This window comes from Arthrobacter sp. ZGTC412, from assembly GCF_002929215.1.
In the GTDB taxonomy this organism is placed as follows: Bacteria; Actinomycetota; Actinomycetes; order Actinomycetales; family Micrococcaceae; genus Arthrobacter.
Genome location: NZ_PJII01000001.1, coordinates 208393 through 234573, shown reverse-complemented (window position 1 = coordinate 234573; position 26181 = coordinate 208393). Strand labels below are relative to the sequence as shown.

The 26181-nt window shown below is 61.4% G+C and carries 24 protein-coding genes; 22 read left to right on the top strand and 2 right to left on the bottom strand.

The genetic code is table 11. The features are described from left to right. The 3 genes from CXQ88_RS01095 to CXQ88_RS01085 are packed head-to-tail and all read left to right on the top strand — an operon-like array spanning position 1 to position 2398. Complete coding sequence (locus tag CXQ88_RS01095; protein ID WP_104042330.1) at positions 1–411, top strand: DUF2304 domain-containing protein; 411 nt, start codon at positions 1–3, stop codon at positions 409–411. A gap of 2 nt (positions 412–413) precedes the next feature. Beyond that, positions 414–1310 (top strand): glycosyltransferase family 2 protein, encoded by an 897-nt coding sequence (locus CXQ88_RS01090; RefSeq protein ID WP_104042329.1) that lies wholly within the window; start codon positions 414–416, stop codon positions 1308–1310. A gap of 56 nt (positions 1311–1366) precedes the next feature. Continuing rightward, complete coding sequence (locus tag CXQ88_RS01085) at positions 1367–2398, top strand: hypothetical protein (protein ID WP_104042328.1); 1032 nt, start codon at positions 1367–1369, stop codon at positions 2396–2398. Positions 2399–2456: 58 nt separating this feature from the next. On the opposite strand, the gene CXQ88_RS01080 is transcribed toward CXQ88_RS01085, so the two are convergent. Beyond that, on the bottom strand, positions 2457–3227 hold the full coding sequence (locus CXQ88_RS01080; protein WP_104042327.1) for an acylneuraminate cytidylyltransferase family protein: 771 nt from the start codon (positions 3225–3227) through the stop codon (positions 2457–2459). 198 nt (positions 3228–3425) lie between these two features. Between CXQ88_RS01080 and CXQ88_RS01075 the strand changes: the two genes are divergently transcribed. From CXQ88_RS01075 to CXQ88_RS01035, 9 genes are all read left to right on the top strand, one after another. Beyond that, positions 3426–4145, top strand: a complete 720-nt coding sequence (locus CXQ88_RS01075; protein ID WP_181037371.1) for a PglD-related sugar-binding protein — start codon at positions 3426–3428, stop codon at positions 4143–4145. Next, the gene (locus CXQ88_RS01070; protein WP_219816297.1) at positions 4135–5187 is read left to right on the top strand and encodes an N-acetylneuraminate synthase family protein; all 1053 of its coding nucleotides are present in this window, start codon (positions 4135–4137) and stop codon (positions 5185–5187) included. Before CXQ88_RS01075 ends, CXQ88_RS01070 begins: the two co-directional genes overlap by 11 nt. 1 nt (position 5188) lies before the next feature. Continuing rightward, positions 5189–6349, top strand: a complete 1161-nt coding sequence (gene neuC, locus CXQ88_RS01065) for a UDP-N-acetylglucosamine 2-epimerase (RefSeq protein WP_104042324.1) — start codon at positions 5189–5191, stop codon at positions 6347–6349. A gap of 3 nt (positions 6350–6352) precedes the next feature. Then, complete coding sequence (locus CXQ88_RS01060) at positions 6353–7411, top strand: sugar phosphate nucleotidyltransferase (protein WP_104042323.1); 1059 nt, start codon at positions 6353–6355, stop codon at positions 7409–7411. Positions 7412–7416: 5 nt separating this feature from the next. Next, a complete protein-coding gene (locus tag CXQ88_RS01055; protein ID WP_258061639.1) occupies positions 7417–8424 on the top strand; it encodes an SDR family NAD(P)-dependent oxidoreductase in 1008 nt (335 codons plus the stop codon). 22 nt (positions 8425–8446) lie between these two features. Beyond that, the gene (locus CXQ88_RS01050; RefSeq protein ID WP_258061638.1) at positions 8447–9598 is read left to right on the top strand and encodes an aminotransferase class I/II-fold pyridoxal phosphate-dependent enzyme; all 1152 of its coding nucleotides are present in this window, start codon (positions 8447–8449) and stop codon (positions 9596–9598) included. Further along, positions 9591–11048: a lipopolysaccharide biosynthesis protein gene (locus CXQ88_RS01045; protein WP_104042321.1), complete on the top strand. Its 1458-nt coding sequence runs from the start codon at positions 9591–9593 to the stop codon at positions 11046–11048. The genes CXQ88_RS01050 and CXQ88_RS01045 overlap by 8 nt, the downstream gene beginning before the upstream one ends. 141 nt (positions 11049–11189) lie before the next feature. Beyond that, positions 11190–12443: a hypothetical protein gene (locus CXQ88_RS01040; RefSeq protein ID WP_146069157.1), complete on the top strand. Its 1254-nt coding sequence runs from the start codon at positions 11190–11192 to the stop codon at positions 12441–12443. 548 nt (positions 12444–12991) lie between these two features. Further along, positions 12992–14092, top strand: coding sequence for an acyltransferase family protein (locus CXQ88_RS01035; protein ID WP_104042319.1), 1101 nt, complete (start codon positions 12992–12994; stop codon positions 14090–14092). A 1512-nt stretch (positions 14093–15604) separates the two neighbouring features. Here the strand turns inward: CXQ88_RS01035 and CXQ88_RS21690 are convergent. Beyond that, positions 15605–17698 carry a GH25 family lysozyme gene (locus CXQ88_RS21690; RefSeq protein WP_258061637.1) on the bottom strand — a complete coding sequence of 698 codons (2094 nt, stop codon included), beginning with the start codon at positions 17696–17698 and terminating at the stop codon, positions 15605–15607. A 542-nt stretch (positions 17699–18240) separates the two neighbouring features. On the opposite strand from CXQ88_RS21690, the gene CXQ88_RS01020 reads away from it, so the two are divergent. The 10 genes from CXQ88_RS01020 to ftsX all read left to right on the top strand — a co-directional run bounded on the left by CXQ88_RS01020 (position 18241) and on the right by ftsX (position 26159). Further along, the gene (locus tag CXQ88_RS01020) at positions 18241–19464 is read left to right on the top strand and encodes a CpaF family protein (protein WP_104042317.1); all 1224 of its coding nucleotides are present in this window, start codon (positions 18241–18243) and stop codon (positions 19462–19464) included. Continuing rightward, positions 19461–20318 carry a type II secretion system F family protein gene (locus CXQ88_RS01015; RefSeq protein WP_373637681.1) on the top strand — a complete coding sequence of 286 codons (858 nt, stop codon included), beginning with the start codon at positions 19461–19463 and terminating at the stop codon, positions 20316–20318. Before CXQ88_RS01020 ends, CXQ88_RS01015 begins: the two co-directional genes overlap by 4 nt. Positions 20319–20356: 38 nt before the next feature. Beyond that, a complete protein-coding gene (locus tag CXQ88_RS01010; RefSeq protein WP_258061636.1) occupies positions 20357–21256 on the top strand; it encodes a type II secretion system F family protein in 900 nt (299 codons plus the stop codon). A 74-nt stretch (positions 21257–21330) separates the two neighbouring features. Then, entirely contained in the window at positions 21331–21612 is a 282-nt protein-coding gene (locus CXQ88_RS01005) for a hypothetical protein (RefSeq protein ID WP_373637680.1), read from the top strand. Between the two features lie 153 nt (positions 21613–21765). Further along, a complete protein-coding gene (locus tag CXQ88_RS01000; RefSeq protein ID WP_373637679.1) occupies positions 21766–22113 on the top strand; it encodes a TadE/TadG family type IV pilus assembly protein in 348 nt (115 codons plus the stop codon). A gap of 124 nt (positions 22114–22237) precedes the next feature. Next, positions 22238–22627, top strand: coding sequence for a hypothetical protein (locus CXQ88_RS00995; RefSeq protein WP_306736096.1), 390 nt, complete (start codon positions 22238–22240; stop codon positions 22625–22627). Positions 22628–22656: 29 nt separating this feature from the next. Further along, a complete protein-coding gene (locus CXQ88_RS00990; protein WP_104042702.1) occupies positions 22657–23070 on the top strand; it encodes a pilus assembly protein TadG-related protein in 414 nt (137 codons plus the stop codon). 96 nt (positions 23071–23166) lie between these two features. Then, a complete protein-coding gene (prfB, locus tag CXQ88_RS00985; protein WP_104042313.1) occupies positions 23167–24282 on the top strand; it encodes a peptide chain release factor 2 in 1116 nt (371 codons plus the stop codon). A 186-nt stretch (positions 24283–24468) separates the two neighbouring features. Beyond that, on the top strand, positions 24469–25248 hold the full coding sequence (gene ftsE / locus CXQ88_RS00980) for a cell division ATP-binding protein FtsE (RefSeq protein ID WP_104042312.1): 780 nt from the start codon (positions 24469–24471) through the stop codon (positions 25246–25248). Continuing rightward, positions 25245–26159: a permease-like cell division protein FtsX gene (gene ftsX / locus CXQ88_RS00975; protein ID WP_104042311.1), complete on the top strand. Its 915-nt coding sequence runs from the start codon at positions 25245–25247 to the stop codon at positions 26157–26159. The genes ftsE and ftsX overlap by 4 nt, the downstream gene beginning before the upstream one ends. Positions 26160–26181: the final 22 nt, after the last annotated feature.

Genomic DNA, 26181 nt, shown 5'->3' with positions numbered 1-26181 from the left:
ATGAATGTTGCAGGTTCCTTGATTCTTGCCATCATTATGGTGGCTGTTGTCCTGGTTATGCTCCGCAATGGGCGTCTTCGCGAGAAGTACGCCATCCTGTGGCTGGTCATCGGTGGTCTCACGATCATTCTGGGCATTTTTCCTCGACTGCTGAACTGGGCAGCGTCGATGGTGGGCGTGGTAGTCCCCGCCAATTTGCTCTTCTCCCTTTCGATTCTGCTCCTGGTGGGAGTCAGTCTTCATGTATCACGCGAACTGACCGTCCTCGAGGACGAAACCAGAATCCTCGCTGAAGAAGTGGCTATCCTTCGAGCCGGATTCGAGCAGCTGCACGATCAGATCAGCCTTACCCAGCCGACAGCCGACGACGGTCCCGCGGGACCCGGAACACCGCCAACCGAGAGAAGATGACAGTGACTATTGACGTAATGTTCCCGTACTACGGCGACGTGGCCATGATGAAGGCCGCAGTCGACTCGGTACTCGCACAGGACGACAGGGACTTCCGCTTCACGATCGTGGATGACGGGTATCCGGATGACAGCCTGCCGGACTACTTTGCCGCCCTCGTGGCAGGCGATGAGCGCGTGCGCTACTTCCGTAACGAACAGAACCTCGGTGCCAACGGCAACTACAAGAAGTGCGTAGGGCTGGTCGAGCACGAAGTCGTGGTCATAATGGGTGCCGATGATGTTATGCTCCCGAACTACATCAGCACCGTACGCAAGGCATTCCAGGATCCCTCCGTCAGCATTGTGCAGCCGGGCGTTGAGGTCATTGACGAGAACGGCGCCGTTTACGCGCCTCTCGGGGACAAGGTCAAGCAGTACCTTCGGCACCGGCTCGTGGGCCAGTCCTCAGAGGCAATAGTCTCAGGGGAGGCTATTGCTGAGAGCCTCATGATCGGGGACTGGCTTTACTTCCCGTCCGTCGCCTGGCGCGCCGAAGCGGTCAAAAAACACGACTTCCGCCCCCAGTACGACGTCGTCCAGGACTTGGCACTGGCCATCGACATCATTCTTAGCGGGGGGAAGATGGCTGTACTGGACACCGTCTGCTTCCAGTACCGCCGGCACCGTGAATCTGACTCGTCCGTCCGCGCGCTGGATGGCCGGCGGTTTGCCGAGGAACGGGCCTTCTTCGATGAGTGTGTCCGCGACTTCAGCGCCAAGGGCTGGAACGGCGCCGCACGGTCGGCACGCTGGCACCTGACATCGCGCCTGAACGCCGCATCGCTTACTCCGAAGGTGGTCTCGAAGGGAATGTGGCCGGGCCTGCGCAAATTGGCGGCCCACGCCGTCCGGCCCTGATAGCCAGGGAAGACATTCCAGATCCACGTTTCGACCCAAGGGGCCATTGACCACTCATGGACATTCAAAACCACTACTACGGCCACTCGGCTGTCTTTGCCCGCTACTGCGGCGTCAAGCGGCTACGGCACGTTGCCGGGCTGATCCAGCACGGCTGGACGGTTAGCAGCCCGGTTACCGCTCAGTTTGGCGATTTTGCCGGGTGGGGTCCTTCCCGGCGCCGGCTCTCCTGGACGAGCACCTCCCGTGCCTGGAGCCCCGGAGATCCCGGCAACTTCTTCGAGGACGGCACCAACATGCTGACCGCGGTGGGTGCCCCCTATTTATATTTGCTGCAGGCGGCAAAGGACTCGGGCGCGCTGCCGCCGCGTGGGGAAAAGGCTCTGGTCCTGCCTCTTCATGGAACGGCGCTGCTAAAGGTCGACGGCGACCATGACGCCTATGCGCGAATGGTAAGGGACCAAGAAGGGCCAGCCCGCGTCTGCCTGCACATTGATGACCTGCATGATGACGTCATTCTCTCTGCATGGAAGTCCGCCGGTCACCAAGTCGTCAGTGCCGGGGACCGAAGGGACCCAAAGTTTATCGGGCGAATTTTGACCATGATGTCAGAGGCCCGGAGAGTGATCTCCAACCGTCTTTCCACATCAATAATGTACGCTGCGGTCAGTGGAGCTGAAATCGCCATCTACGGCCCGGACTTTAAGCTCGGCCACAATGCGGCAGCGGATCCCGGTCTGATCATGCGTGACATTTGGCCCGAGTTCTACGACGAAACCACCCCGCAGTCAGTTCTCATTAAACTCGCGGAAGCGGAGCTGGGACATGGCGACATGAGGAGACCGGAAGAGCTGAAGCACTTACTGGGGTGGGATAAGAGCACAGCTGGCCCGTTCCTTGAGTATTGGGCGAGTGGCCCCCTAACGAAGGTACAGACCGTCCTGGGCCTCAAGGAGGTGCCCCAGGGTGCTCATGCGACGGAGGCGGGCCTGTCCCCTTGGCACTGGATGCGGCACCCGCTGAAGCACCTGCCGTCGCCTTTGCCGCAATTGCCCGCGCTGGCTCCCGTTGAGCCGCTCCACGCCTGACGGTGCCAACGCGACGGCGGCCCTATCACTGGCTGCCGTCGCGTGGATCCTGCAGAGGTCAGTCCTCTTCGGATTTCGGTGAATATCCGGGAAGCGGCGCCAACCCGGCCTTAACTGCAGCTTCCAGTAGGAGGAATTCGCCTTCGTCATCGATGCTAAAAGACCGTGACTCTGGGATTTCCACGTATCCGTGCGTTCCTTCGTCGAACCAGCTGGTCTCCAGTCGGTGGATGTATTCCGCCCTCCAGACGTAGAAGCTGCCATTGATTCGAAGAAAGCGTGGGACATCCTGCCTGCGAATAACACCCGTGCCCTCTTCAAAGTATCGCTCCAGAACGTGGCCGCCCTCCGTTCTGGGTTTGACGCCTACCCAAATCGGGTTAAACGAGGGCTCAGACACAGAAATCACGCCGTCCAACTCCGGGCTGGTCGCAAGGCGCTCCACTGCGTCCGCGATATCACTGGCAATTCTCGTTGGGCTGGTGGGATCCAGCAGAAGAACCAGATCGTAGGTTGTTCCGTCGATCTCTTCCATCGTTTGGAGTGCATGCCGGAGAACGACGCTCATGGGCGCCGTATCGTTGGCCAGTTCGGCGGGCCTCAGGAATGGGACATCAGCGCCGGCTTCGCGGGCCGCAGCGGCAATGCCTGCGTCGTCCGTCGAAACAATGGTCCGCACGTTCGGCCCGAGAGTGGAGGCCAGCAGGATGGTATGCGCGATGAGGGGTTTCCCCATCAGCGGACGGATGTTCTTGCCAGGAAGTCCCTTTGAACCGCCACGTGCTGGGATGACGGCAAGGATCTTCGGTTCAGACGAATTCTCGTTCATTGTTAGTTTCAACCTCATATGGTGTGGGTGGCAGCACTCGCCGCAAGGCATTTACTACAACAGTACATTTGTCTGTTGTGGAGTCCGTGATTCGCGCTGCACTCAGCGTTCCAGCGGTGGCGCGTCTCGCCAAAGTATGATGTCAAAGGCGTTTGGTGCGCGGTGCAGGCGTTCTGTGGCAGGGAAAGGAGGACCGTTTTGAAACTTGAGCGAGTACGTTGGCTGATCATCGGGGCCTCGGGCCACGGGCGCAGTCTGGCAGCCGTGATCAGGGGCAGGGGAGATGCCGTTGCGGCTGTCAGTGACGTCTCGTTCGGCGATTCGTCGCCGGAAGAGCTGGCCGCTCTCCGGGAGAATGCGCCCTTCCTTACTCGCCACGGCGCCGGGGTCCGCTACTTCACGGACGACGGCGCCGCCTTGGCTTTCGCCGTTGACCAGTCACTGTCGATTGCCATTGGGATCGGCGACAACGCCGTCCGTTCCCGTGTGGCCTCCTCGCTTCTGGCGGAGCCCCGATACGCGGCGCTGCTCCAGCCCCTGATTGCGGACACAGCGTCTGTCGACGCAACGGCTACTCTCGGTCGGCTCAGCCAGATCTGCGAACACGCCCACGTTGGACCGTTGGCCCGTATAGACGACGCTGCAGTGATCAATACAGGAGCCATCGTCGAACATGAAGCGGAGGTGGGGGCGGGAAGCCACATAGCACCGGCCGCCGTCCTTCTTGGCGCAGCTTCCGTCGGTCAACAGGTGTTCGTTGGTTCAGGGGCCCGAATACTTCCCGGCGTTTCTGTGGGCGACGGTGCGCTGCTCGGAGCAGGCGCCGTGGCAAACCGCCCGCTGGCAGGTATGACAACATATGTCGGAGTGCCCGCAAAGCCCTCCAAATCTACGAAAGGTCTGTCAGTTGACGTATGACCCCCATTTCGGATCCGTGAAGTTTGGCAGCCACCAGATTGGCAGCGCGGAAGAGATCTTCATCATTGCCGAAGCCGGCGTCAATCACGACGGCGATGTCACGGTTGCCCACGAGCTGATCGACATGGCCGCCGATACTGGTGCCAACGCTGTGAAGTTCCAAACGTTCAAACCGGAAGCACTGGTCACCAGCACAGCAGGAACCACGCCATACCAAAAGCTGGCAGGTTTTGCGGAGTCCCAGTCGGATATGCTGACGCGCCTGACCCTGCCGGAATCGGCCTGGGCCGAGCTGCGCGACCACTGCGATGAACGGGGAATTACCTTCCTCTCCACACCCTTCGACTTTGACAGCGCACTGATGCTTGCCAACCTGGGTGTCCCGGGTCTTAAGATCGGCTCCGGCGAACTCACAAACACCCCGTATCTCTCCGCCATCGCAGAGTTTGGCATCCCCATGATCGTGTCCACCGGCATGGGCACCCGCCCAGAGATCGCAGCAGCCCTGGAGGCGACAGCCAAAGCTCCCGCCACAGTCCTGCTGCACTGTGTGTCGGCCTACCCTGCGCCATTGGACGAAGCCAACCTTCGGGCGATTCCCGCTCTGCGGGAGGAATTCGGAGTGGAGGTGGGGTGGTCGGATCACACCCCGGGTTCCGTCACGGCCATCGCAGCCACGGCGCTGGGGTCCACCCTGCTGGAGAAGCACATCACCACCGACAAGACCCGGAACGGTCCGGACCACTCCGCTTCCCTGGAACGGGCAGAATTCACGGCGTATGTTGATTCAGTCCGCGCCGCTCATGCGGCTCTGGGAGATGGAAACAAACGGCGGATGCCCAGTGAAGAGGCGAATGCCTCGTTGGTGCGGCGCTCCTATCATGCCGCGCGTGACATTGCCGCTGGCGCCGTCATTACACTTGACGATGTTGCAATCCTCCGCCCAGAGGGCGGACTTCCGCCTTCAGCACGCGTCGTCGGCGCGAAGGCGGTCCGCCCAATCACATCCGGCGCAGCGCTGACGAGTGAAGACCTCGCCTAGCATGAAGGTTCTTGCCTTTGCCGGCACCAGGGCGGACCTGTTTCCCTTGGGCCCTGTCCTGGCGGCTTTGGCGGCCGACCCGAGCATAGAGCTCCACATCGCTACCGCAATAGGTTTCCCCCAAAGCACAGCCCAGGACAGGCTGCTGGAAGCCGGGCTGCGGCAAGGAACCTTCACCCATCACGAGCTTGCGCTCTACCTCGCCGAACCGTCGCCGGTTCTTCAGGCGCAATACGGGGCCCGGCTCAGCGCCGCCGTCGCCGACCTGTTGCCTGACGTGGTGCCGGACGCCGTCGTCGTCCTCGGGGACAGATGGGAACTTCTCTACGTACTGCCCCCAGTTGTCATCAGTGGCATCCGGCTGATCCATCTGCACGGCGGTGAGGTCACCGAGGGTGCGCTCGATGAGCGAGTGCGGCACGCGGTGACCAAACTCGCGGACCAGCACTGTGTCAGCACGGCGCAGGCCGCTCGCCGCGTCGCCCAACTCGGTGAGGCCGTGGAGCGGATTCATCAAACGGGTGCACCGGGACTGGACCGCTTCGCGAATCAGACGCCGTTGACGGACGACGAGTTCCTGGCCGAATTCGGGGTACCCCTGGTTCAGCCTCTCGTGATGGCCACATATCACCCGGCGACGGCGGAGATGGCACAGAACGCAGGGGAGCTGGCACGCCAGGTCTTCGAAGAGGTGATCGGCCAGGCAGGAACAACGATCCTCACATACCCGGGCTTTGACGCCGGCCGGGAACACATCATCGCCGTGCTAAAGGACATTGAGTCGAGCGAAATCCCGGGCGTGGTGGTGCGGGAAAGCCTGGGTCCCCACTACCCGCGGGTGATGGCCACGGTGCGCGCCCTGGTGGGCAATTCGTCGTCGGGCATTTTGGAAGCGGCATCCTTCCATGTGCCGGTGGTAAACATCGGCGAACGGCAGCGGGGCCGGGAGTCAGGGGCCAATGTCCTTCACTGCCGGGATGACCGTAACGAGATTCGCGCTACTATTGAAAAGGCCCTGAGCGCGCAGTTCCGTCTGGTGAGCAGCAGTGTGGTCAATCCGTACGGGAATTCACATTCCGCCGAGCCGATCAAACGTGTAATTTTGGGAAGCCCTGCAGAAGGCCTGACCAAGGCCTTTATTGACTTACCGCTGGAGAGTTGAAGTATGACCATTGACGGAACGCTGGGAAACGTCTGCATTGGACCCGGGGCCACCGTGCGCCAGGCCCTTCAAGCCATCGACCGCGGCGCCTCGGCCATAGCCCTGCTGACCGGGGAGGACGGCCGCCTCCTGGGCGTAGTCACCGACGGCGATATTCGCCGAGGCCTCCTGCGCGGAGCCGATCTTGAATCGCCTGTGCTTGACTTCGCCAATGCCGATCCGCACGTTGTCGGCCCCGCGGCAACCCGCCCGTCAGTTCTGGACCTCATGCGCAGCCTCAGGATCAGCGAAGTTCCGGTGGTCGATGATCACGGAGTGCTCGTGGGCCTGCATACCCTCAACGACATCGTCGGCCGCAAGCCACTGAACAACATCGCCGTGATCATGGCCGGAGGCAGGGGCACGAGACTTGGCGCCCTGACGAAGGACACGCCCAAGCCCCTCATGACGGTAGCGGACCGGACCATCATCGAATGGATCATCCTTGGCCTGGTTGAGTCAGGGATAACGAGGATCTACGTGTCAGTGGCGTATCTCGCCGACAAAATCGAAGCCCACCTGGGGGACGGCTCCAGGCTCGGCTGCAGGATCGCCTACCTGCATGAGGATCCTGCAACCCCGTTGAACACCGCGGGCGCCCTCGGACTCCTCTATCATCAGGTGGAAAACATCACCGAACCGGTAATTGTGACCAACGCGGATCTCATGGTCCGCTACAACGCAGCCGATTTGCTGGCCTTCCACGACGCGAAGCAGGCCGCTGTTACAGTTGCAGCCCGGCCCTACACACACCAGGTGCCGTTCGGCGTGCTCGAGATTGGTGCGGACCGGTCAATCAGCTCGGTAGTCGAGAAACCTACAGTTGAGTTTGAAATCAGCACCGGGATCTATGCCGTGTCGCCCGAGGCGCTGGCGATGGTTCCCTACATGGAGCCTTTCTCAATGCCCGACCTGGTGAAAGCCTGCATCGACAGTTCAAAGAACGTGGCCGCCTGGCCCATCGAATCCGACTGGATTGACGTCGGAACACCCAAAGACCTAGCAACAGCGAAAGGCCAGTGATAGCCGTGAACTACCAGGACATTAAAGGCAAGACAGTGGTCGTTACCGGCGCCGACGGTTTTATCGGCAGCCACGTCACGCAGCGCCTCATTGCAGAGGGCGCGAATGTGAAGGCCTTGTGCGTGTACAACTCCAACGGATCGTACGGCTGGCTCGATGACCTCAGCCCCGACGAGCGCGACGCGGTGGACCTGCAGCTGGGCGACATTCGGGACTCAGAGTTTGTGTCGGACCTGGTAAAGGGCGCCGATGTGGTCCTGCACCTCGCCGCGCTGATTGCGATCCCGTACTCATACCAGGCACCCCGGTCCTATGTGGAGACCAACGTCGTGGGCACGCTCAACGTGCTGGAGGGCGTGCGCCGTCACGGTGTCGGCCGCCTCGTCAACACCTCGACGTCCGAGGTCTACGGAACCCCGAAGACCGTTCCCATCACGATCGAGAACGAACTTCGAGGCCAGTCCCCGTACAGCGCCACAAAGATTGCAGCTGACAAGCTTTGTGAAGCGTGGGCGAGTTCCTTCGAGACGCCGGTGGTGGTCTTGAGGCCGTTCAACACCTACGGCCCCCGCCAGTCTGCACGTGCAGTTATTCCTACCGTCCTCCAGCAGATGGTTGGTGGAGCCGAAAGGATTCACCTCGGCTCCCTCACGCCTCGCCGTGACTTCACCTTTGTCACGGATACAGCGGACGGTTTCTTCCGTGCCGCAACCGCGGATATTCCCCTGGCGGGACAGGTCATTCAGCTGGGTACCGGTTACGACGTCACCATCGGTGAGCTCGTCGAGATGGCCGCCAAGGTGACCGGGTCGACGGCGGAAATCACCACTCAGGACGAGCGCGTCCGGCCGGAAGCCAGCGAAGTCATGCACCTGCTCTCCGATCCTTCGCAGGCTTTGGCAGAGCTGGGCTGGGCTCCCCAGGTCAGCCTGGAAGAAGGACTCCGCCAGACCGCGGAGTGGATCAAGGCCCGCGGCGTGGACGCCACGGCAGCAGCAAAGTACGCCCGCTAGATTTCCGCAAGAAAGGCATTACGTGTCGCGAATTCCCTTAGCAATACCCAACATCGGTGCACGCGAAGCTGAACTGATGAACGAAGCGATCAGCAGCGGTTTCGTTTCGTCCGTTGGGCGCTTTGTCAACGAGTTTGAGACCCGTTTTGCCGAGTATGTCGGGGCCAAGTACGCCGTTGCCTGTTCCTCCGGTACCGCGGCCCTTCACATTGCGATGCGGTTGGCCGGCGTTCAGCCGGGCGATCTGGTTGCAGTCTCAGACTTCACGTTCATGGCCAGTTCCAACGCTGCTTCCTACCAGTTCGCGGAACTGCTCCTTGTGGATTCCCGTGAAGATTCATGGTGCATGGATGTTGACAAGCTCCGGACAGAGCTCGTACGTCGGCGTGGAGCGGGGGAGAAGCTGCCGAAGGCCATCGAAATCGTACATATCCTGGGCCAGCCGGCAGACACGGCAGCCGTTATGGAGCTTGCCGGCGAGTTCGGGATCATTGTCATTGAGGACGCAGCTGAGGCACTCGGTGCCACGTGGACCAGCGGGCCCCTGAAGGGCAGGCACGTCGGAACGGTGGGGCACATGGGTGCCTACTCCTTCAACGGGAACAAGATCATGACTACCGGTGGCGGTGGAATGTTCACCACTGACAATGAGGATCTGGCCATACGCGCGAAGCACCTTTCCACGCAGGCGCGCACCCCGGACAGAGGCTACCTGCACGACGAAATTGGCTTCAACTACCGCCTTACCAATATTGCCGCCGCACTGGGTGTCGCCCAGCTTGAGCGCCTTGACGGCTTCGTCGCGGCCAAGCGGGAAATCGCCATGCGCTACAACGAGGCTTTCGCCGGGACAGCAATCCAGACGCCGCCGACTTTGCCTGGGCAGGAGTCCACGTACTGGCTGTATTCGATTCAGGTGCCCGCCGGCCGAGGCACTGAAGCACGCGACGAGCTTCAGGACTTTCTTGCTGCGGTGGATATTGAGTCCCGGTCACTGTGGCGCCCGCTTCACATGCAGCCGCCATTAAAAGATGAGGCCCTGATCGGCGGCAGCGTCGGAGAGGATCTGTTCCACCGGGGGCTCTCCCTGCCCTGCTCAACGGAGTTGACCGCAGTGGAGCAGAAACGCGTCATCGATCGTGTCCTGGAATGGCTTCAGCTTAACGGTGGCTAGCACGGATCAGAGCGCTGTTCCCGGAACCCCTGCCGCGGTGGCGGCGGGTACCGGACGCAACTCTTTGCTCTACCTGTTGGGCGCTCTGATGCAGGGACTGGGCGTTTTCCTGGTCCAGCCATTTGTGCTGCACCTGTTGAACAGCGATTCCGAGTGGCAGGAGCTGTTCCTGTCCGTATCGATCATCCAAGTCGGTGTGGTGCTGGCGGCGGCAGGACTGCCGCTGGCTATCACGAAGGTCTGGTTCGAGCCTGCCGGTCCTGCCAGGGCACGGGCCGTGAGTGGGTTCATGACGACAGGCGGCGCCGTCCTGGGGGTCTTGGCCGCAGGGGTCGCCTGGTTCTTGTTCCGGAGCGACGGCGGTTCGCCGAGTTTCGCCATCGCGTTTTTTGCCATGGGGCTGCAGTCCAGTGTGCTCGCCGGGCAGGCAATCCTGCGCGCACAGGGCCGTCCCGTCGCCTTCGTGATGCTCAGCCTGGTCTCGTCAATGGCCGCCTATGGCGGCGGTCTCTTTGCGATGCTCCTGTTCGGCGCCAAGGCCGGCACCTTCATGCTCGGATACGGAGTGCTGGTGCTCATCGGTGCCGTCGTCGCCGTGATGATCACGAAACCCTCCTGGCCGCTGGCTCACCGAGGAGCCGTCCGGGAGAGCCTGGCCATCGGCCTGCCTGTCCTGCCCCACACCGGCGCGCTGATGCTGCTCACCCAGGGGGCCGTCTTCCTGCTTGCCGTTACGGCTGCCGACGGTGTCTCCGGAGACTATGGAAAAGTCCAGGTCTTTGTGCTGGGTACTATCACTCTTCTGGGTGCGCTCAACAATGCCTGGGTTCCGGCCCTGCTGGCGGTCAGCGGGGCAGAGCGCGTTGAACGGCTTCGCTCCACGATGCGTACTGCCAGTTTCGCGGCCCTCGGCATAGTCATCGTTGCTTCAGCGGGGGCGAACGTCGTCACGCACGTGATGGCAGGGGGCAAGGAAAGCCTGATACCGGTCGCCCAGATAATGCCCCTCATAGCGATGGGATACGTTCTCTACCTGAACGCCACCACTTTGTTGTTTGCTGAAAATGCAACATGGTGGCTGTCAGTGGTAACGCCGGGCGTGCTGGTTCTGGGCACGTTGGCGGCGCTCGTCCCGGCCTTCGCCGGAGACCTTGTGGGAATGGCTGTTACCTCCGCGCTTACCTTCCTGGTGCTGGGTCTCGCCTATTATCTGATCGTCCGACGGCGGGCGGCCGGGGGATGGGAACTGCGGACCTACCTTGCATGTTGCGCGTCTGCGGTGGTCTACGTGGGAGTGCTGTTGGTTCTTCCGCGGGACGTTTCCACCGGAGTTTTTACGGTGGTGATCGTTGGTGTGTTCCTGATCGCTGCTGCAGCCGTCTGGCGCATTCGTTCGCGTCGTCGCTCGATGGGCGCCACAAATTTAGAGGGTGAGTCGACCAATGGCTGAGGCAAAATCTTTATCGCCGGCGGCGGCAGGTCGGCCGCAAACCAGAAAGTTCATCTACATGCGCCCCGTGGTCTGATAAGGGCCTGATAGCGAAGTGATGTGAAGTGTCTCCGTCGGGGGCGTAAGACTTAGGAGATCATCTTGGCAATTTCTGGAGCAAGAGAAAAACCCAGAATGCGGAACGTCCTGGTTCCGGCGGGCATTGCATGCTTGTTCGTCGCGGTGGCGGCAGCCATCGGTCCTGGTGTGGTATGGGGCGACACCGTGCAATACCTGCGCATTGCCTACATGCTTCAGGGTGTGTCGGAAAATAAAGCGTGGCTGGATGCCTACACGTTGTGGTGCAAGCATCCGTCTTTCGATTACAAAGGCACCTTGGAAAACTGCATCAGTACAACCATGGCCGGCCACGGGCCCTTTATTGGATACATCGACAGAAACGTGCCGTACCAGGAGATCTTCACACCTCGAATCGGCTACCCCATGCTGTCCATACCCCTCATGCATGCATTCGGGGATCGCATTGGGCTTTGGATTGTTGCCGTTGCCGCGACCACCATTGGTGGACTGGTGTTGGTGCGCATCCTCCGAATAGCTGGTCTCGGCGTCGTTTCCTCGACTGTTGCTCAGTTTTCCTTTTATGCCCTGCCTGTGAGTCTCCCCCACGGGGTCGCCATGCTGGCGGAAGCTACCACGCTTACGTCTGCATTAGTCATGGCATTGGGCTTGGCCTACGTCATTAGGGGGTCAAATAAGCGGGGTCTGACATGGGTGACGCTCGGGCTCGGGCTAGTCTTTTTCTTCAAGTACTCCTCCACGCTTCTACTGTGTCTCAGTTTCCTCGTCGTTTGCCTCGGCTTACTGCTGTTGCGCCAATATCGGCGGAACAGACAGATTCGCTTCGCAGCATTCTTGAGTGGAGTCGCACTGATACTCAGCTCCACAGTGAACTCGCTCCTCGGCTTTCCCGGATTGAGCCACAGCCTTCAAGACACCTTCACAGATCATTTCCGGCTTCCTCCGGTGGATGACCCGGTTGTGCGACTCCTGCAGCTGGAATGGCATTTTCTGGGCAGGTTCGTTGCTGGACTGCCAGCGAATGCAACCTATTTGGCAGTCTTCCTTGCCGGCGTCGCCGGGTTCGTCCTCGCACTGCGGTCGCGCCGATTCCGCCCTGAAATTGTTGTGACCGTGGCGTTGTCCCTTTACGGCGTTCTGAGCGTCGTAGGCCACCCCGTCCACAGTCAGGCTCCGAGATTGGGATCAAGCTTATGGGTCGGAATCGCAGTGGGGCTGGGGCTGCTTCTCTTCGAACTCTGGCAACGAAGAAGACCCTCCCCATTCGCTCTTTCGGAGTCTACTGACAATAGCGTACCGCCCTCCAAAGATGGGTGAAGCCTGCGCGAGCTGGCGATCGACCGGTAGTGTTTTCGGGGCGATTGAGCCGCATATCTCGCCTGATCCAATTATTAGGAGCTCGCACGTGACAGCAGAATCCCTGACGGTGGGCCGAGCGGATCCTCCCGCACGATAAACGCTTCACAGCGCGGCTGGTCCGCCGGGAACGTCGTCTTCTATTCACCGCCGCCATGGCGGTTTTCATGGGCACCGAGTGGGACTACTTGGCCAAACGGCAAAGGGCCACTGGGCAGGACGCGGGTACGGGCTGTGTAGCAGCTCGAAGAACTGTGCCCCAGCGTCTACCTGGAAGCCCGAGCCCAAGCCGGGTATGACCAGAGAGAGGCCACAACTTTTGCGTCAGGCGTACGACACTGCCACGCATGAGGAGGTCCATGTCATGGATCCACCCTGGATGTAGCAGTTCCGTAGCCAGCACACCAAAAACGTTGCGTACTTGCCCGAGATCGAGGAGTGGGTGGAGGCGTCCAAGGGCCGGACCCCTATCGAGCCGCTCGCTCTGTTAGAGTTGGCAGGCGAATAGTTTGCTCGCGGCCGAGTCGGTCGCGCATTTTTTTTGGGGGAGTTCCATGGGTCCTGCGCTGTTCACGCTCGGCAAACGTCCGTCGCTTGACGGCCTGCGGGCGTTGTCAGTGCTGCTGGTGCTCGCTGGTCATTCGAACTGGAAGCTAGTACTGGATGATGGTGGCCTCGTTGGGGTTGCCGTGTTCTTCACCATCTCCGGGTTCCTGATCACCACGCTGATCATGGAGGAATGGGCGCAGCGGGGCCGACTCGATTTGCCAGCTTTCTACGCGAGACGGGCCATCCGGCTGTTTCCGGCGCTGCTGGCCGTTGTCGCCGTTTGCGTGGCGCGGGGCTTTTCCCCAGTTGAGGGGGCAATGGTTCTGCTCTACCTCTCGAACTTTATGGTCGCCTCGGAAAACTTCATAGTCCCGCTGACCCATACATGGTCGCTCGCTGTCGAGGAACAGTTCTATCTCCTCGCACCGCTGACCATGGTGCTCGCCCGAGGCCGCTGGCGTAGATGGGCAATGGGGGCCGCCGCTGTCATCGTCGCGATCTGGGCGTGGCGGTTTGCGTATTGGACCAGCGTTGAAGAATCAATCCGTTGGATTTACAACGGACCCACTCGGATCGACGGGATCCTCGTCGGCTGCATCTTGGCCGTATGGTTCCGCTTCCGTGGGGAATGGCGGCCCAAGTGGTGGGTTACGCTCCCGGCCTGGGCTTTCCTTCTTTGGTATGGGTCCAGCTTCTGGAAGTACAGTTGGTCCTACTTCACCGTCGGTATGATCGGGCTGCAGATTGCCTGCGTCATCGTGGTGGCTTGGGCAGTTACATTCACAGGCAGATGGCTCACGTGGCAGCCTCTACTTTACGTCGCGAAAATCAGCTACGGGCTATACCTGTGGCACTACTTGGTGTTCCTTACGCCTCAGATCGATGTGTTGCCGCAGCCCATCCGTTCCTGGGTGGAATGGACTTTGTCGTTCGCCCTCGCAGTCGTTTCCTGGTACTGGCTGGAGCGTCCTATAGCTCGCAAGTTCAGGGGCCGTTTCGTTAGGAAGGGCGACCCGGCGCTGGTACAGACTCCGGCCCCTGCTTCGGTGCCCGGACGATAGCCACGAGAAGCAGGCATGCCACTCCTTGAGGACGCAAAGCTGCGCCCGGAAATGGACGCGCAGCTGGAGGGCTCAGCGTTAGCCGGACAAGCGTTCGCCACGGTGTAGGTGAGGGTCGCAGCGGCATCGACGGCCGCCGCAATCAGCCGTCCTCCTCTCAGGGGTGGGGGACCCTGGTGCCTGGCAGCCACGGCACGCTGTCAAGCTTCAATGCCATGACGCCAGCCCCCATCGTCAAGCCCGCCTCTCGCGATACTCGTCGAGGACGACTTCGCCCCCGCGCGAATGAGAGATTACCCCGGTTTGAGTTGTCGGGGATGATCCGCGGGACCGTGCCGCCGAAGAATGCAAATATCGCCGCATGCGCGCGCAGCCACGACTCCTGCCGCATATTCAGCGTTGCCTCCACCAACGCACACCTGCTGTACGGCAGGACAGGACATCCAGCGTGTGCCAGGCCAGCCAGACAAGAGTACAAACAACGGCAACGATGACCGCCGAGACGCCCGGCCGACGCTGCGGCCGGCTTACGGCCGACCCCAGACAATGCCGCCGGTGACGTTGCCATAATCGCCGTAGAGCCGGTCATAGCTAATCGCCGCTTGGCCGGTCCGACTGCACCGTCGAGATACTCCTGGCGCAGCAGCTCCAATGTCACCCCAACCCTTGCCAGCTCGCGGTTGCACCTGGACCCAGCCCGGCTGCGCGAACACGCTCTGCCGCACCCCGCGAGCGGGAAACAGCGCCAGATACACCTCGCCGTCAGATTTCTCAGCAACGTCGTCCCAACCGAGCCCGAGCTGTTTCGCAGCATAAATCCCCGACTGAACGCTGTGCCTGGACATACCCTGAGCAAGCGAGCTGGCTCTGCCGGACAGGCCTTGGTTGGGCAACTGCAAGAGGAGCCTCGCCTTGATCTTCCGTACCTTTACCGGTACTCCTTCTACTACGTGGCCGTCACGCGGTGGAAGGAGCTTCAGGTGACGCAACGGCGGTAAGGTAACCGTGGAACCCACTGTCAACGGCCAGCTGGATTCCCATAGTGGCAGGCGGTATGACCAAGGACCTCTGACGAATTGATGCCAGTCCCAGGGAGCTTATGGCTCTCTTGCTGGCCGCCGCGGGCACAAACTGTTGGCCATTGAACCAGCATCCCAGGGTTTCCGGTTCGTGGCCGACATCGTTATCGCCGAGACCGGGCGGATATACGTCTTCGCCACCCCCAGCAACTTTCATCCTGGGGCGGGACTGCTCCTAGAGTCAACGTAGTCGCTGGGCGGTTCAAGTTAGCCAAGACACGGTCCGGGAACTGTAGCTCAAACAGGAGCTGGTCACCGCCGCCATGGCGGTTTCCGTGGGCACCGAGTGGGACTACTTGGCCAAACGGGAAATGGCCACTGGCCAGGACCCGGGTACGGGCTGTGCAGCAGCTCGAAGAACTGTGCCCCAGCGTCTACCTGGAAGCCCGAACCCAAGCCGGGGTACGACTAGAGAGAGGCCACAACTTTTGCGTCAGGAGTACGACACTGCCACGCCTGAGGAGGTCCATGTCATGGATCCACCCTGGAACGTAGCGGTTCCGTAGCCAGCAGCTGCAACGGCCGCGGAGGTGGGATACCCTAACTTGCCTGCCTGCCAACCTTGCGCACGCCAGGCGTCCCGGTAGGGCTCGGTGACGGCGTGGGCTCCGGTGGTCGCGGTCCAGTAGATGTTGCCTTTGGTAAATTCCTGGTAGCAGCCGTTGCCGTAGAGGCCGCAGGTAACTGGACCGGTGGGGTAGCCGATGCCGGGTTGGAAGCCGGCTTTCTGCCAGGCGGTCCAGTAGGCTCCGGTGACGGCGTGGGCTCCGGTGGTGGCGGTCCAGTAGATGTTGCCTTTGGCGAAGGGCTGGTAGCAGCCGTTGCCGTAGAGGCCGCAGGTAACTGGACCGGTGGGGTAGCCGATGCCGGGTTGGAAGCCGGCTTTCTGCCAGGCGGTCCAGTAGGCTCCGGTGACGGCGTGGGCTCCGGTGGTGGCGGTCCAGTAGATGTTGCCTTTGGCGAAGGGCTGGTAGCAGCCGTTGCCGTAGAGGCCGCAGGTAACTGGACCGGTGGGGTAGCCGATGCCGGGTTGGAAGCCGGCTTTCTGCCAGGCGGTCCAGTAGGCTCCGGTGACGGCGTGGGCTCCGGTGGTGGCGGTCCAGTAGATGTTGCCTTTGGTAAATTCCTGGTAGCAGCCGTTGCCGTAGAGGCCGCAGGTAACTGGACCGGTGGGGTAGCCGATGCCGGGTTGGAAGCCGGCTTTCTGCCAGGCGGTCCAGTAGGCTCCGGTGACGGCGTGGGCTCCGGTGGTGGCGGTCCAGTAGATGTTGCCTTTGGTAAATTCCTGGTAGCAGCCGCCGCCGTAAAGGCCGCAGGTCTCCATGGACTTTGGGTACCCGATGCCGTTCTGCCAACCGGCGGTCTTCCATGCCGACATGTAGGAATTCTTCACCACAAACGTCCCCACGCCGGGTGTGTTGTAGGCATTTCCGCCCTGGAACGTCTGGTGGCACGTGGAGGTCGTTGTGGGGCAGGTCGCGTCGCTGGTGGGGTAGCCGATGCCTTTTTGCCATCCGGCCTTGTCCCATGCGGTCCAGTAGGGTCCGGTGACCGGGTGCGCGCCCGTTGCGGCAGTCCAGTAGATATTTCCGTTGGCGTAGGCCCGATAGCACCCGTTATTCACGAGGCCGCAGACGTCCGCGGTCGACCTGGCTGCTCCCAGCGGCCCCGTAGCGCCGCCGGTCGCCCGCCATTTGGCGTCAATAGCACCGTTGGAGCCGACGGTTCCCCGCGCGAAAGCCTGCAACTGGGCGAGCGTGCCGTTCCAGACATTCGAGTCCCCGGCGAACGGCCCGGTGCTGCTGTACTGCCATATGCTGTACGTGCTCCAGCTCGCCGTCGGAACCGGGCCTGCATTGTTGGTGGCGGATTTAGGGTACGCGGCAACCCACAGGGGGTAGTCTCCAAACCCGGCAGGATTGCCTAAGCAACTGTTCCACCAGCTTGTGTTGGTGTAGATGACAGGGAGTCTTCCCGTGAGGGACCGCATGGTGTTCCCGAAATCCCGAACCCAGGACTGAAGCTGTGCTGGAGACATGTTGTAGCAGGTGTTGCCAAAGTAAAAACCGTTGATGGTGCGACCCTCATACGGATTGAATTCAAAGTCCAGCACCGGCGGCATGGTGTAACCGTCCGCAGACCAGCCCCCGCCGTTCTGCACGAAGTACCGTGCCTGATCTGCTCCTGAGGACCAGTTGGGAATAGCGAAGTGGTAAGCGCCTCGAAGCATCCCTACACTTCGGGAGCCCTGGTACTGCGAGCTGAAGAGTTCATTGGTGAAGTAGTTTCCTTCAGAAGCTTTTACATAGGCGAACCGTGCCCCCATATTCCACTGCTGCCGCCAGTCCACGCTCGCCTGGTGACCGCTCACGTCCAATCCCTGAAGGCCGAAAGTGGGCATCCAAGTGCCTTCTGTGGACAATGACTCCGTACTAAGCCGCTTGACGGAACTGGAGGGATCCGAGGCGGTGACGCGAGCGGAGCGCTGTCCCATTTCGGCTCCGCCCGCCCCAACGGCTTCAGCCATCGAGCGTGTAGCCTCCTCCGAAGGCAGGGCAGCCCGCGTCTGCGCTGGAACTGCTTCTTCCGTGGGAGCCGCCGGAGCAGGCGCCGCAGTCTGCGAGGTACCACCTGCCGGCGAAGAGACTACCGGTGTCGGAGAGGGTTCGACGGCGGAAGCAACGCCCGCCAGACCCGGGCCGGCTACCAGAGAGGCAGCCAAGAGCGCTATGCCCAAGGACTTGAACGGGGGGCGACGGGACTGAGACAGGTTCCGCTTCATTTTTGCTCCGGAGACAATGTGGCGCTCTGTCGAACGCTCATTTGGTTACTGCTGGGTGATTTCCCCCAGGGAAGGCACCTGACATGTGGTATTTCGACGATGAACGCGCTCACCATAGCACTGGTGTTACCTGCGGAACTAGTGGTTCTGGTGTTGCTGATGTGATTCCGGGCAGTCATGTGTTATCCACACGTGCTTCACGATGACTTGTTGCCAAGCTTCACGCTCCCTAGGCTTTACCCAGTTGCACTGCCTCCGCCGGGGGCGGCAGTTGTATTGGGGAACCTATGGACGCGTTGGGAATTGTCGAGGACGAAGTCCGCGAGCTTATCCGCCGCCGCGGGCTTGATCCGCTTCACCAGGTCGGGGAGGTCCGTCGCTTAGTGGAGGCGGCGGTGTCAGACTACGACGAACGTGCGCTGATGGGTCCGCTGCCTCCGATCGGCCCCTTGGATGCTGCACGCAGGTTTCTTTTTGATGCCGTCGCCGGATTCGGTGTTCTTCAGCCGCTCTTGGACGATCCGACAATCGAAGAGGTCTGGATCAATGCGCCCAATGAAATCTACGTAGCAAGGAACGGTGAGTCGGAGCTAACCTCCCTCAGCCTGACCGATCAACAGGTGCGGGACCTGGTCGAGCGGATGCTCAAGAGCTCCGGCCGCCGGTTGGATATGTCGTCGCCCTTTGTGGATGCAGCCCTGCCGGACGGGTCGAGGTTGCATGTGGTCATCCCGGACGTGACGCGAAGGCACTGGGCCGTCAACATCAGGAAGTTCGTGGTCAAAGCCAGTCGGCTTGAACATCTGGTGGAGCTTGGCACCCTTACCCCGCAGTCGGCGCGCTTCCTCGGCGCTGCAGTTTCCAGTGGGCTGAACATCCTGGTTTCAGGCGCGACTCAGGCAGGCAAGACCACGATGCTGAACTGCCTCGCAGCCAGCATCGGGAGCAGGGAACGCGTCATCACTGTCGAGGAAATTTTCGAGCTGCAGTTTCCCCTTCGGGACGTTGTAGGGTTGCAATGCCGGCAGCCCAACCTTGAAGGTGAGGGTGCGATACCACTGCGACGCCTGGTCAAGGAAGCGCTCCGGATGCGTCCGGACCGGCTGGTGGTGGGCGAAGTCCGGGAAGCCGAGAGCCTCGACATGCTCATCGCCTTGAATTCCGGGCTCCCCGGGATGTGCACTGTCCACGCAAATTCTGCGCATGACGCCGTCACCAAGATCTGCACGCTTCCTTTGCTGGCTGGCGAGAATATCTCCAGCGCTTTCGTTGTGCCCACCGTCGCGTCCTGCATTGACCTAGTGGTGCACTGCACCCGCCGAGCTGACGGTCGCAGGGAAGTGACAGAAATCCTGGCCCTCGGCCGACGGGTTGAAAACGGCATCATCGAATCATCGCCGGTGTTTGCCACAATCGACGGGTTGCTGCAGCCACGGCCCAACTCCATGCCGGCGCAGGAGAAATTTGCCAGGGCAGGATATGACGTTTTCGCGCTGCTGGATCCGCGATGATGTCGGCTCTTCTGGGAGTAACGGCGGGGGCAGGGTTCTTCCTGATCTGGTGGTCTTTCTGGGAGTCACCGAAACCTGAGTTTCCCAAGGAAAGGACCAGCCGCCTCGCGGACCTCCTTGCAGGGGCGGGGATAGAAAAAGTGTCTGCATCAGGGCTGGTGGGTACCTGCCTTGGGCTCGGGCTTTTCGTAGCCCTTGTCTTTTTTGCTGTGACCCGCTCGTGGCCGATCTCCTTCTGCTTCGGGCTGTTTGGAGCGTGGCTTCCGGTAACCGTCGTCCGCTGGAAGGCTAAGAAGAGGAGCGCATTGCTGCGCACCCTCTGGCCCGACGTCGTCGACCACCTACGTTCTGCCATCCGCGCAGGGCTGCCCCTGCCGGAGGCTCTCATCCAGCTCGGTGACAAAGGCCCCGAGGAACTCCGTTACGTCTTCAGGGATTTCGGTGCAGACTATCGGGCCGGCGGCCAGTTCGAAGCCTCGCTCAACCAGCTCAAGCACCGGCTCGCCGATCCTGTTGCGGACCGAATCGTGGAGGCACTGCGCCTGACAAGGGAAGTTGGAGGCTCAGACCTCGGAAAGCTACTCGGAACCCTGGCTGAGTTTCTCCGGGAAAGCGCCCGCACTCGCAGTGAGCTGGAAGCACGGCAGTCCTGGACAATCAACGCGGCACGGCTCGCCGTTGCTGCGCCCTGGATCGTCATGATGCTCCTTGCGACCAGGCCGGAGGCAGTGCAGGCCTACAATTCGCCAATGGGTGCCGCCGTTCTGCTTGGAGGCCTGGTCGTTTCCTTGTTCTGCTACTCGGTGATGCTTCGGATTGGTGCACTTCCGCAGGACGAGCGGGTGCTCAGGTGATGGAGATATCTCCTCTGGCAGTTGTATGCGGAGTGCTGATGGGCGTGGGACTGTGGCTGGTGATTTTTCGGTCTCCTTTCATGCGTGCCGTCACGTTGTCGCAGCGCATCGACCCGCAGCTGAAGTCACAAAATCTCGAGTCAAGGCTCCTGCATGGAGGTGAACACAATCTGACACCGTTTGGGCCGCTCGAACGGATCCTTCGGCCTATTTTGCGCGACGGCCTGGCAGCTCTCGGCCGGTTCAACCCCGTATCGAAAACTACGGCGCGAAGGTTGGCGCAGGCAGGAACCAGCAAGTCGCCTGTCGATTTTCGGGCTGAACAACTCTTATGGGCAGCTGCTGGGTTCGCTATCTCGATCGTCTTCATCGTTCTAGGTGCGGCTGCTGGAAGGTTCAACCCCCTCCTGGCGGTCGTTGCTGTCCTCGGGAGTGCCATCGGCGGGTTCATGTTCCGGGACTACTGGCTCAGCGCGCAGATCCGCCGCCGGGAATCGAGGATGATGGCGGAATTCCCCAGTTTGGCAGAACTGATGGCGTTGGCAGTCAGCGCAGGGGAGAGCGCTACAGGCGCTCTGGACCGGGTCTGCCGTAGCGCCAAGGGTGAGCTCACCAAAGAGTTTTCGAAGGTCCTCGCCGAAACGAGGGCAGGTAAGCCGCTGATCCGGGCACTGCAGGAGTTTTCAGCGCGGACAGATTTGGCACCACTCGTCCGCTTCGTGGACGGTATCGTGGTCGCGGTCGAGCGGGGGACGCCTTTGGCTGATGTCCTGCGGGCCCAAGCCCAGGACGTACGCGACACAGCCAAGCGTGACCTTATGGAAGCTGCCGGCAAAAAAGAGATTGCCATGATGGTTCCGCTGGTATTCGGAGTGCTCCCTCTGACCGTGGTCTTTGCCGTCTTCCCTGGCATCGCCGCAATCAATCTAGGATTTTGAAGCTCTAAGGCAACTACAACAACACAAACCAATGGTGGAAGCAGAATCAGGAAGAGGACGGAATGATGGAGAAAATGGGGATTCGCTGCTTGGTACTGTTCCTGTCACTCGCGGCTACGCTGCTTCCGGGAGTAGGCGGCGGCAACAGCGTGCGGCGGAAGCGTGGCCAAGGCAGGGCATCGTTTGACCGCCGTTCCAGTAACGGACATGTGAACGACAATCCCGAGAGGGGAGACGTCCCGGGCTGGGTCATGATCACCCTCATGTCCGCGGTTCTCGTGGCAGCGTTGCTGGCCCTCGCCGGTCCGGCGCTGGAAGCCATGTTCAACCAGGCAATGGACAAGGTCGGAAGCTAAACCATGACCAGGTCCACCCGCGGTGGGGTCACTAACCGCGCTCTGGACAGCCGTAGGAATCACGTACTTCCCGCTAATGGCGATGCTGTCGGCAGCAGGCGACCCCCTCAACTCGTCCCACAGGAGACCGCACTCCGTGAGCAGGGCTCGGCTGTGGTCGATTTTGTCCTGGTAGGCAGCCTGCTCACGCTGTTCTTCCTTGCGATCATCCAGCTGACATTGATCCTGCACGTGAGGAACACCTTGATTGACGCTGCAGCATCCGGTGCCCGCTATGGGACTCTCGCTGACCGGGGTGCCGCCGACGCGGAGGAACGGACCCGTGGTCTGATTCAGTCGGCCCTGAATGCGGGATTCGCACAGCACGTTAGCACCAGCGAGGTGACGTACCAGGGCCTGCGGACCTTGGAGGTGACCGTACGTGCCCCAATGCCCGTGATCGGTCTTATCGGCCCCCGGGACCTGCTGGAGGTGAAGGGGCATGCGGCAGTGCAACCGTGACCTGGTGCGGGCTCACACCCGCGCCCGGCTGCTCGCAGCGCTCTGCCGGGAGTCAAGAACCGCTGCACCCGACTGCACAAGGAACCCGGGGACAGCCAATCAGCATGAACGGGGGAGCGCGGTGGTGGAATTCACTTTCCTTGCGCTCCTGCTAATGGTTCCGCTCGTGTACTTCATCATCACCATGAGCCAGATACAGGGCGGCTCCTTTGCAGTCGTCGGCGCGGCTGATCAGGCAGCAAAGGTCTACATAGCGCAGCCCGACGCAGCCACAGCCCAGGCAGCAGCCGAACGGGCGGTAGCGATCGCGCTCGCAGACTTCGGACACCAACCCGAACAGGCGCGAGTAGCAACATCCTGCAGTTCCGCTGACTGCCAGGCGGCCGGCAGCACCATCACCGTAACCGTGAGCCTGACCGTGCCACTTCCGTTCCTGCCGTTCGACGGCGATTTTCGCCTCAGCGCCAGCGAGGTGGAAGCGTCGTCCACGCAACTGGTCGGCAGGTTCCGGTGAAGGCAACGCCGAAAGATGAAGGCGGCCAGATGATGGTGATGATCCTGGGCTACGTCGTTTTGGCCCTGCTTGGTACAACGGTGGTCATCGGCATTTCGTCCGTCTACCTCGAACACAAGCGCCTGCTTTCCCTGGCCGACGGCGCCTCCCTTGCTGGCGCCGCCAGTTACACCCTTGGCGAGGTGGAAACGCAGGGCGGCAGCCCGTCAGCGGTCCTGAGCCCTGCACGGGTGAGGAACGTGGCCGCTGACTTTGTCTCCAGGAGCCCGGCATCACAGCGCTTTGATGCTCTCGCCGTCACAGGGGCAACGGGCAGTCCAGACGGTTCCACCGCCGTCGTCGTGCTGACTGCTACTGTTCACCCGCCAGTGGTGAACTTCCTGGTGCCCAACGGTATCCGGATCGAGGCGACCTCAACCGCCCGCTCGCGTCTCACCCGGTGACAGTCCCCTCGTGCCCCGCCTCCCGGGCGGCCCGTAAGCCGGCCGCTAAGACGCAAGGCCGGGGCTTTCTGCGGGATAGCGTAGGCTTAAACAACCATGGCCAATATTGATTTTTCCGCTGAAATCCGCGCCCTTCGCGCTACCTACGAGTCCATTGAGCGCGTCTCTGACGTAGAGGCATTGAAGGAAGACATCGCCGAACTCAGCGAGCGGGCTGGCGAACCGGACCTGTGGGACGACCCCTCGGCGGCACAGAAAATCACTTCACGGCTGTCGCACCGCCAGACGGAGCTGGAGCGCCTCAACAAACTGGTTTCAAGGATCGATGACCTCGAGGTCCTGGTGGAGCTCGGGCAGGACGAGGACGACGCCGACTCCATGGGGGAGGCCGCCGCCGAACTGGAGTCCGTCAAGAAATCCCTGAAGGAACTTGAAGTCGTCACCCTGCTTTCGGGTGAGTATGACGAGCGCGAGGCCGTAGTCTCAATCCGGGCCGGCGCCGGCGGCGTGGATGCTGCTGACTTCGCCGAGATGCTGATGCGGATGTACCTCCGTTGGGCCGAGCGGCACGGGTACCCGACCACCGTTATGGACACGTCCTACGCAGAAGAGGCCGGTCTGAAGTCCGCAACATTCGAAGTGAAGGCACCTTATGCCTTCGGCACGCTCAGCGTAGAGGCTGGAACCCACCGGCTCGTGAGGATCAGCCCGTTCGACAACCAGGGCCGGCGCCAGACTTCCTTCGCCGCCGTCGAAGTCATCCCGCTGATCGAGCAGACGGACTCCATCGAGATCCCGGACAACGAGATCCGCGTCGACGTCTTCCGCTCCTCGGGCCCGGGCGGCCAGTCTGTCAACACCACCGACTCCGCAGTCCGTCTGACCCACATCCCCACCGGGACCGTGGTATCAATGCAGAACGAAAAGTCGCAGCTGCAGAACCGCGCTGCTGCGATGCGCGTGCTGCAGTCCAGGCTCCTGCTCCTCAAAAAGGAGCAGGAGGATGCCGAAAAGAAGGCGTTCGCCGGTGATGTGAAGGCGTCCTGGGGCGACCAGATGCGCTCCTACGTGCTCAACCCCTACCAGATGGTCAAGGACCTCCGGACCGAGCACGAAGTCGGAAACACCTCGGCAGTCTTCGACGGTGAAATCGACGACTTCATCGATGCCGGCATCAGGTGGCGCACCGACAACCGGAACGCCGAAAAATAAGGCGATAAGGGGTGGCCGGGGAAAACAGGATCCGGCGACACGCCCCCTGAAACCCGCGTGATACACGGGAAGTCCTGCGTATAGTCGAGGGGCCGGGGCCCTACTTCCCCCAAACGAAAACCCGCGCACCGGCTGCAGAACTGGGCTGCATCAGAATCAGCCATGCCCTGCAGGGTACTTAGGGCCATGATTCGATTCGAAAATGTCACCAAGGTCTACGACCAGAAAGCCCGGCCTGCGCTGGACTCCGTCAACCTTGAGATCGACCGCGGCGAATTCGCCTTCCTGGTCGGCGCATCCGGCTCCGGCAAGTCCACCTTCCTCCGGCTGGTCCTCAAGGAGGACCGGGCAAGCTCCGGGGCTGTCTACGTCGCCGGCCAGAACGTAGCCAAGATCTCCAGCTGGCGTGTGCCCCGGCTTCGACGCGGGATCGGCGTCGTCTTCCAGGACTTCCGGCTCCTTCCCCAGAAAAACGTCTTCGCCAACGTAGCGTTCGCCATGCAGGTCATCGGCAAGAGCCGCAGCGTCATCCGGGACACCGTCCCCGAGGTCCTCAAGACAGTGGGCCTGGAGGGCAAAGAACACCGTATGCCGCACGAACTCTCCGGCGGTGAGCAGCAGCGCGTGGCCATCGCCCGTGCCGTCGTTAACAGGCCAGGTATCCTCCTCGCCGACGAGCCCACCGGAAACCTGGACCCCACCACGTCGATGGGCATCATGGGCATCCTGGACAAAATCAACCAAAACGGCACCACCGTGGTGATGGCAACCCACGACGACGACATTGTCAACGAGATGCGCAAGCGCGTGGTCGAGCTCAAGAACGGCGTCATCATCCGCGACGAGGCAAAGGCCCTGTACACGTCGATGATCCCGGTTGTTGGCCAGTCGCGCAGGCTCAAGGACGCCAGCGGCAGGGAAAACCCGGAACCGGGACAGCCGCATGAATGCGAGGGACGGCGATGAGGCTTGCGTTCATCCTCAGCGAGATCGGCAGCGGCCTCCGCCGCAACGTCTCCATGGTGGTCTCGGTCATCCTGGTCACCTTCGTCTCGCTCACCTTCGTTGGCGCAGCAGGAATGCTGCAGATGCAGATCAACCAGATGAAGGGCTACTGGTACGACAAAGTCCAAGTAGCCATCTTCCTGTGCAGTGAAGGGTCGACGGCGGCTGGTTGCGCCGGCGGGCCCGTCACCGCCGAACAGCAGGAAAGCCTCAACGGGCTACTGGAATCTCCTGCCGTGGCGCAATACATCAACGACTTCCAGTTCGAGTCCAAGGAGGAGGCGTACACGCACTTCAAGGACCAGTTCTCGAATTCGCCCATCGTGGACTCGGTGACGCCGGACCAGCTGCCGGCATCCTTCCGAATTAACATGAAGGACCCGGAAAAGTACCAGATCATCAGCGAAACCTTCGCCTCCCAGCCCGGCGTGGAGACGGTTATCGACCAGCGCCAGCTGCTTGAGCGCCTCTTCTCGGTGATGAACGGGGCCTCCCTTGTGGCGGTCAGCATCGCCGGTGTCATGATCGTGTGCGCCATCCTGCTGATCGCAACCACCATCAGGCTCTCCGCCTTCAGCCGCCGCCGCGAAACGGGAATCATGCGCCTGGTGGGCGCCTCGAAAACAGTGATCCAGCTTCCCTTTATTCTGGAAGGCGTCATCGCCGCCGTCATCGGCGCTGCGCTGGCCTCTGCAACACTGTGGGCCGTTGCGCACTTCTTCCTCGGCGAGTTCATGTCTCAGCAGTACCCGGACACGGCCTTCATCTCATCCGGCCAGACGTTGATCCTCGCACCCGCGCTGATAATCCTTGGCGGATCCTTGGCGGGTATTTCGTCCCTCTTGACCTTGCGCAGATACCTTCGCGTCTAGGTATGCAAACCGAACAAGGAAT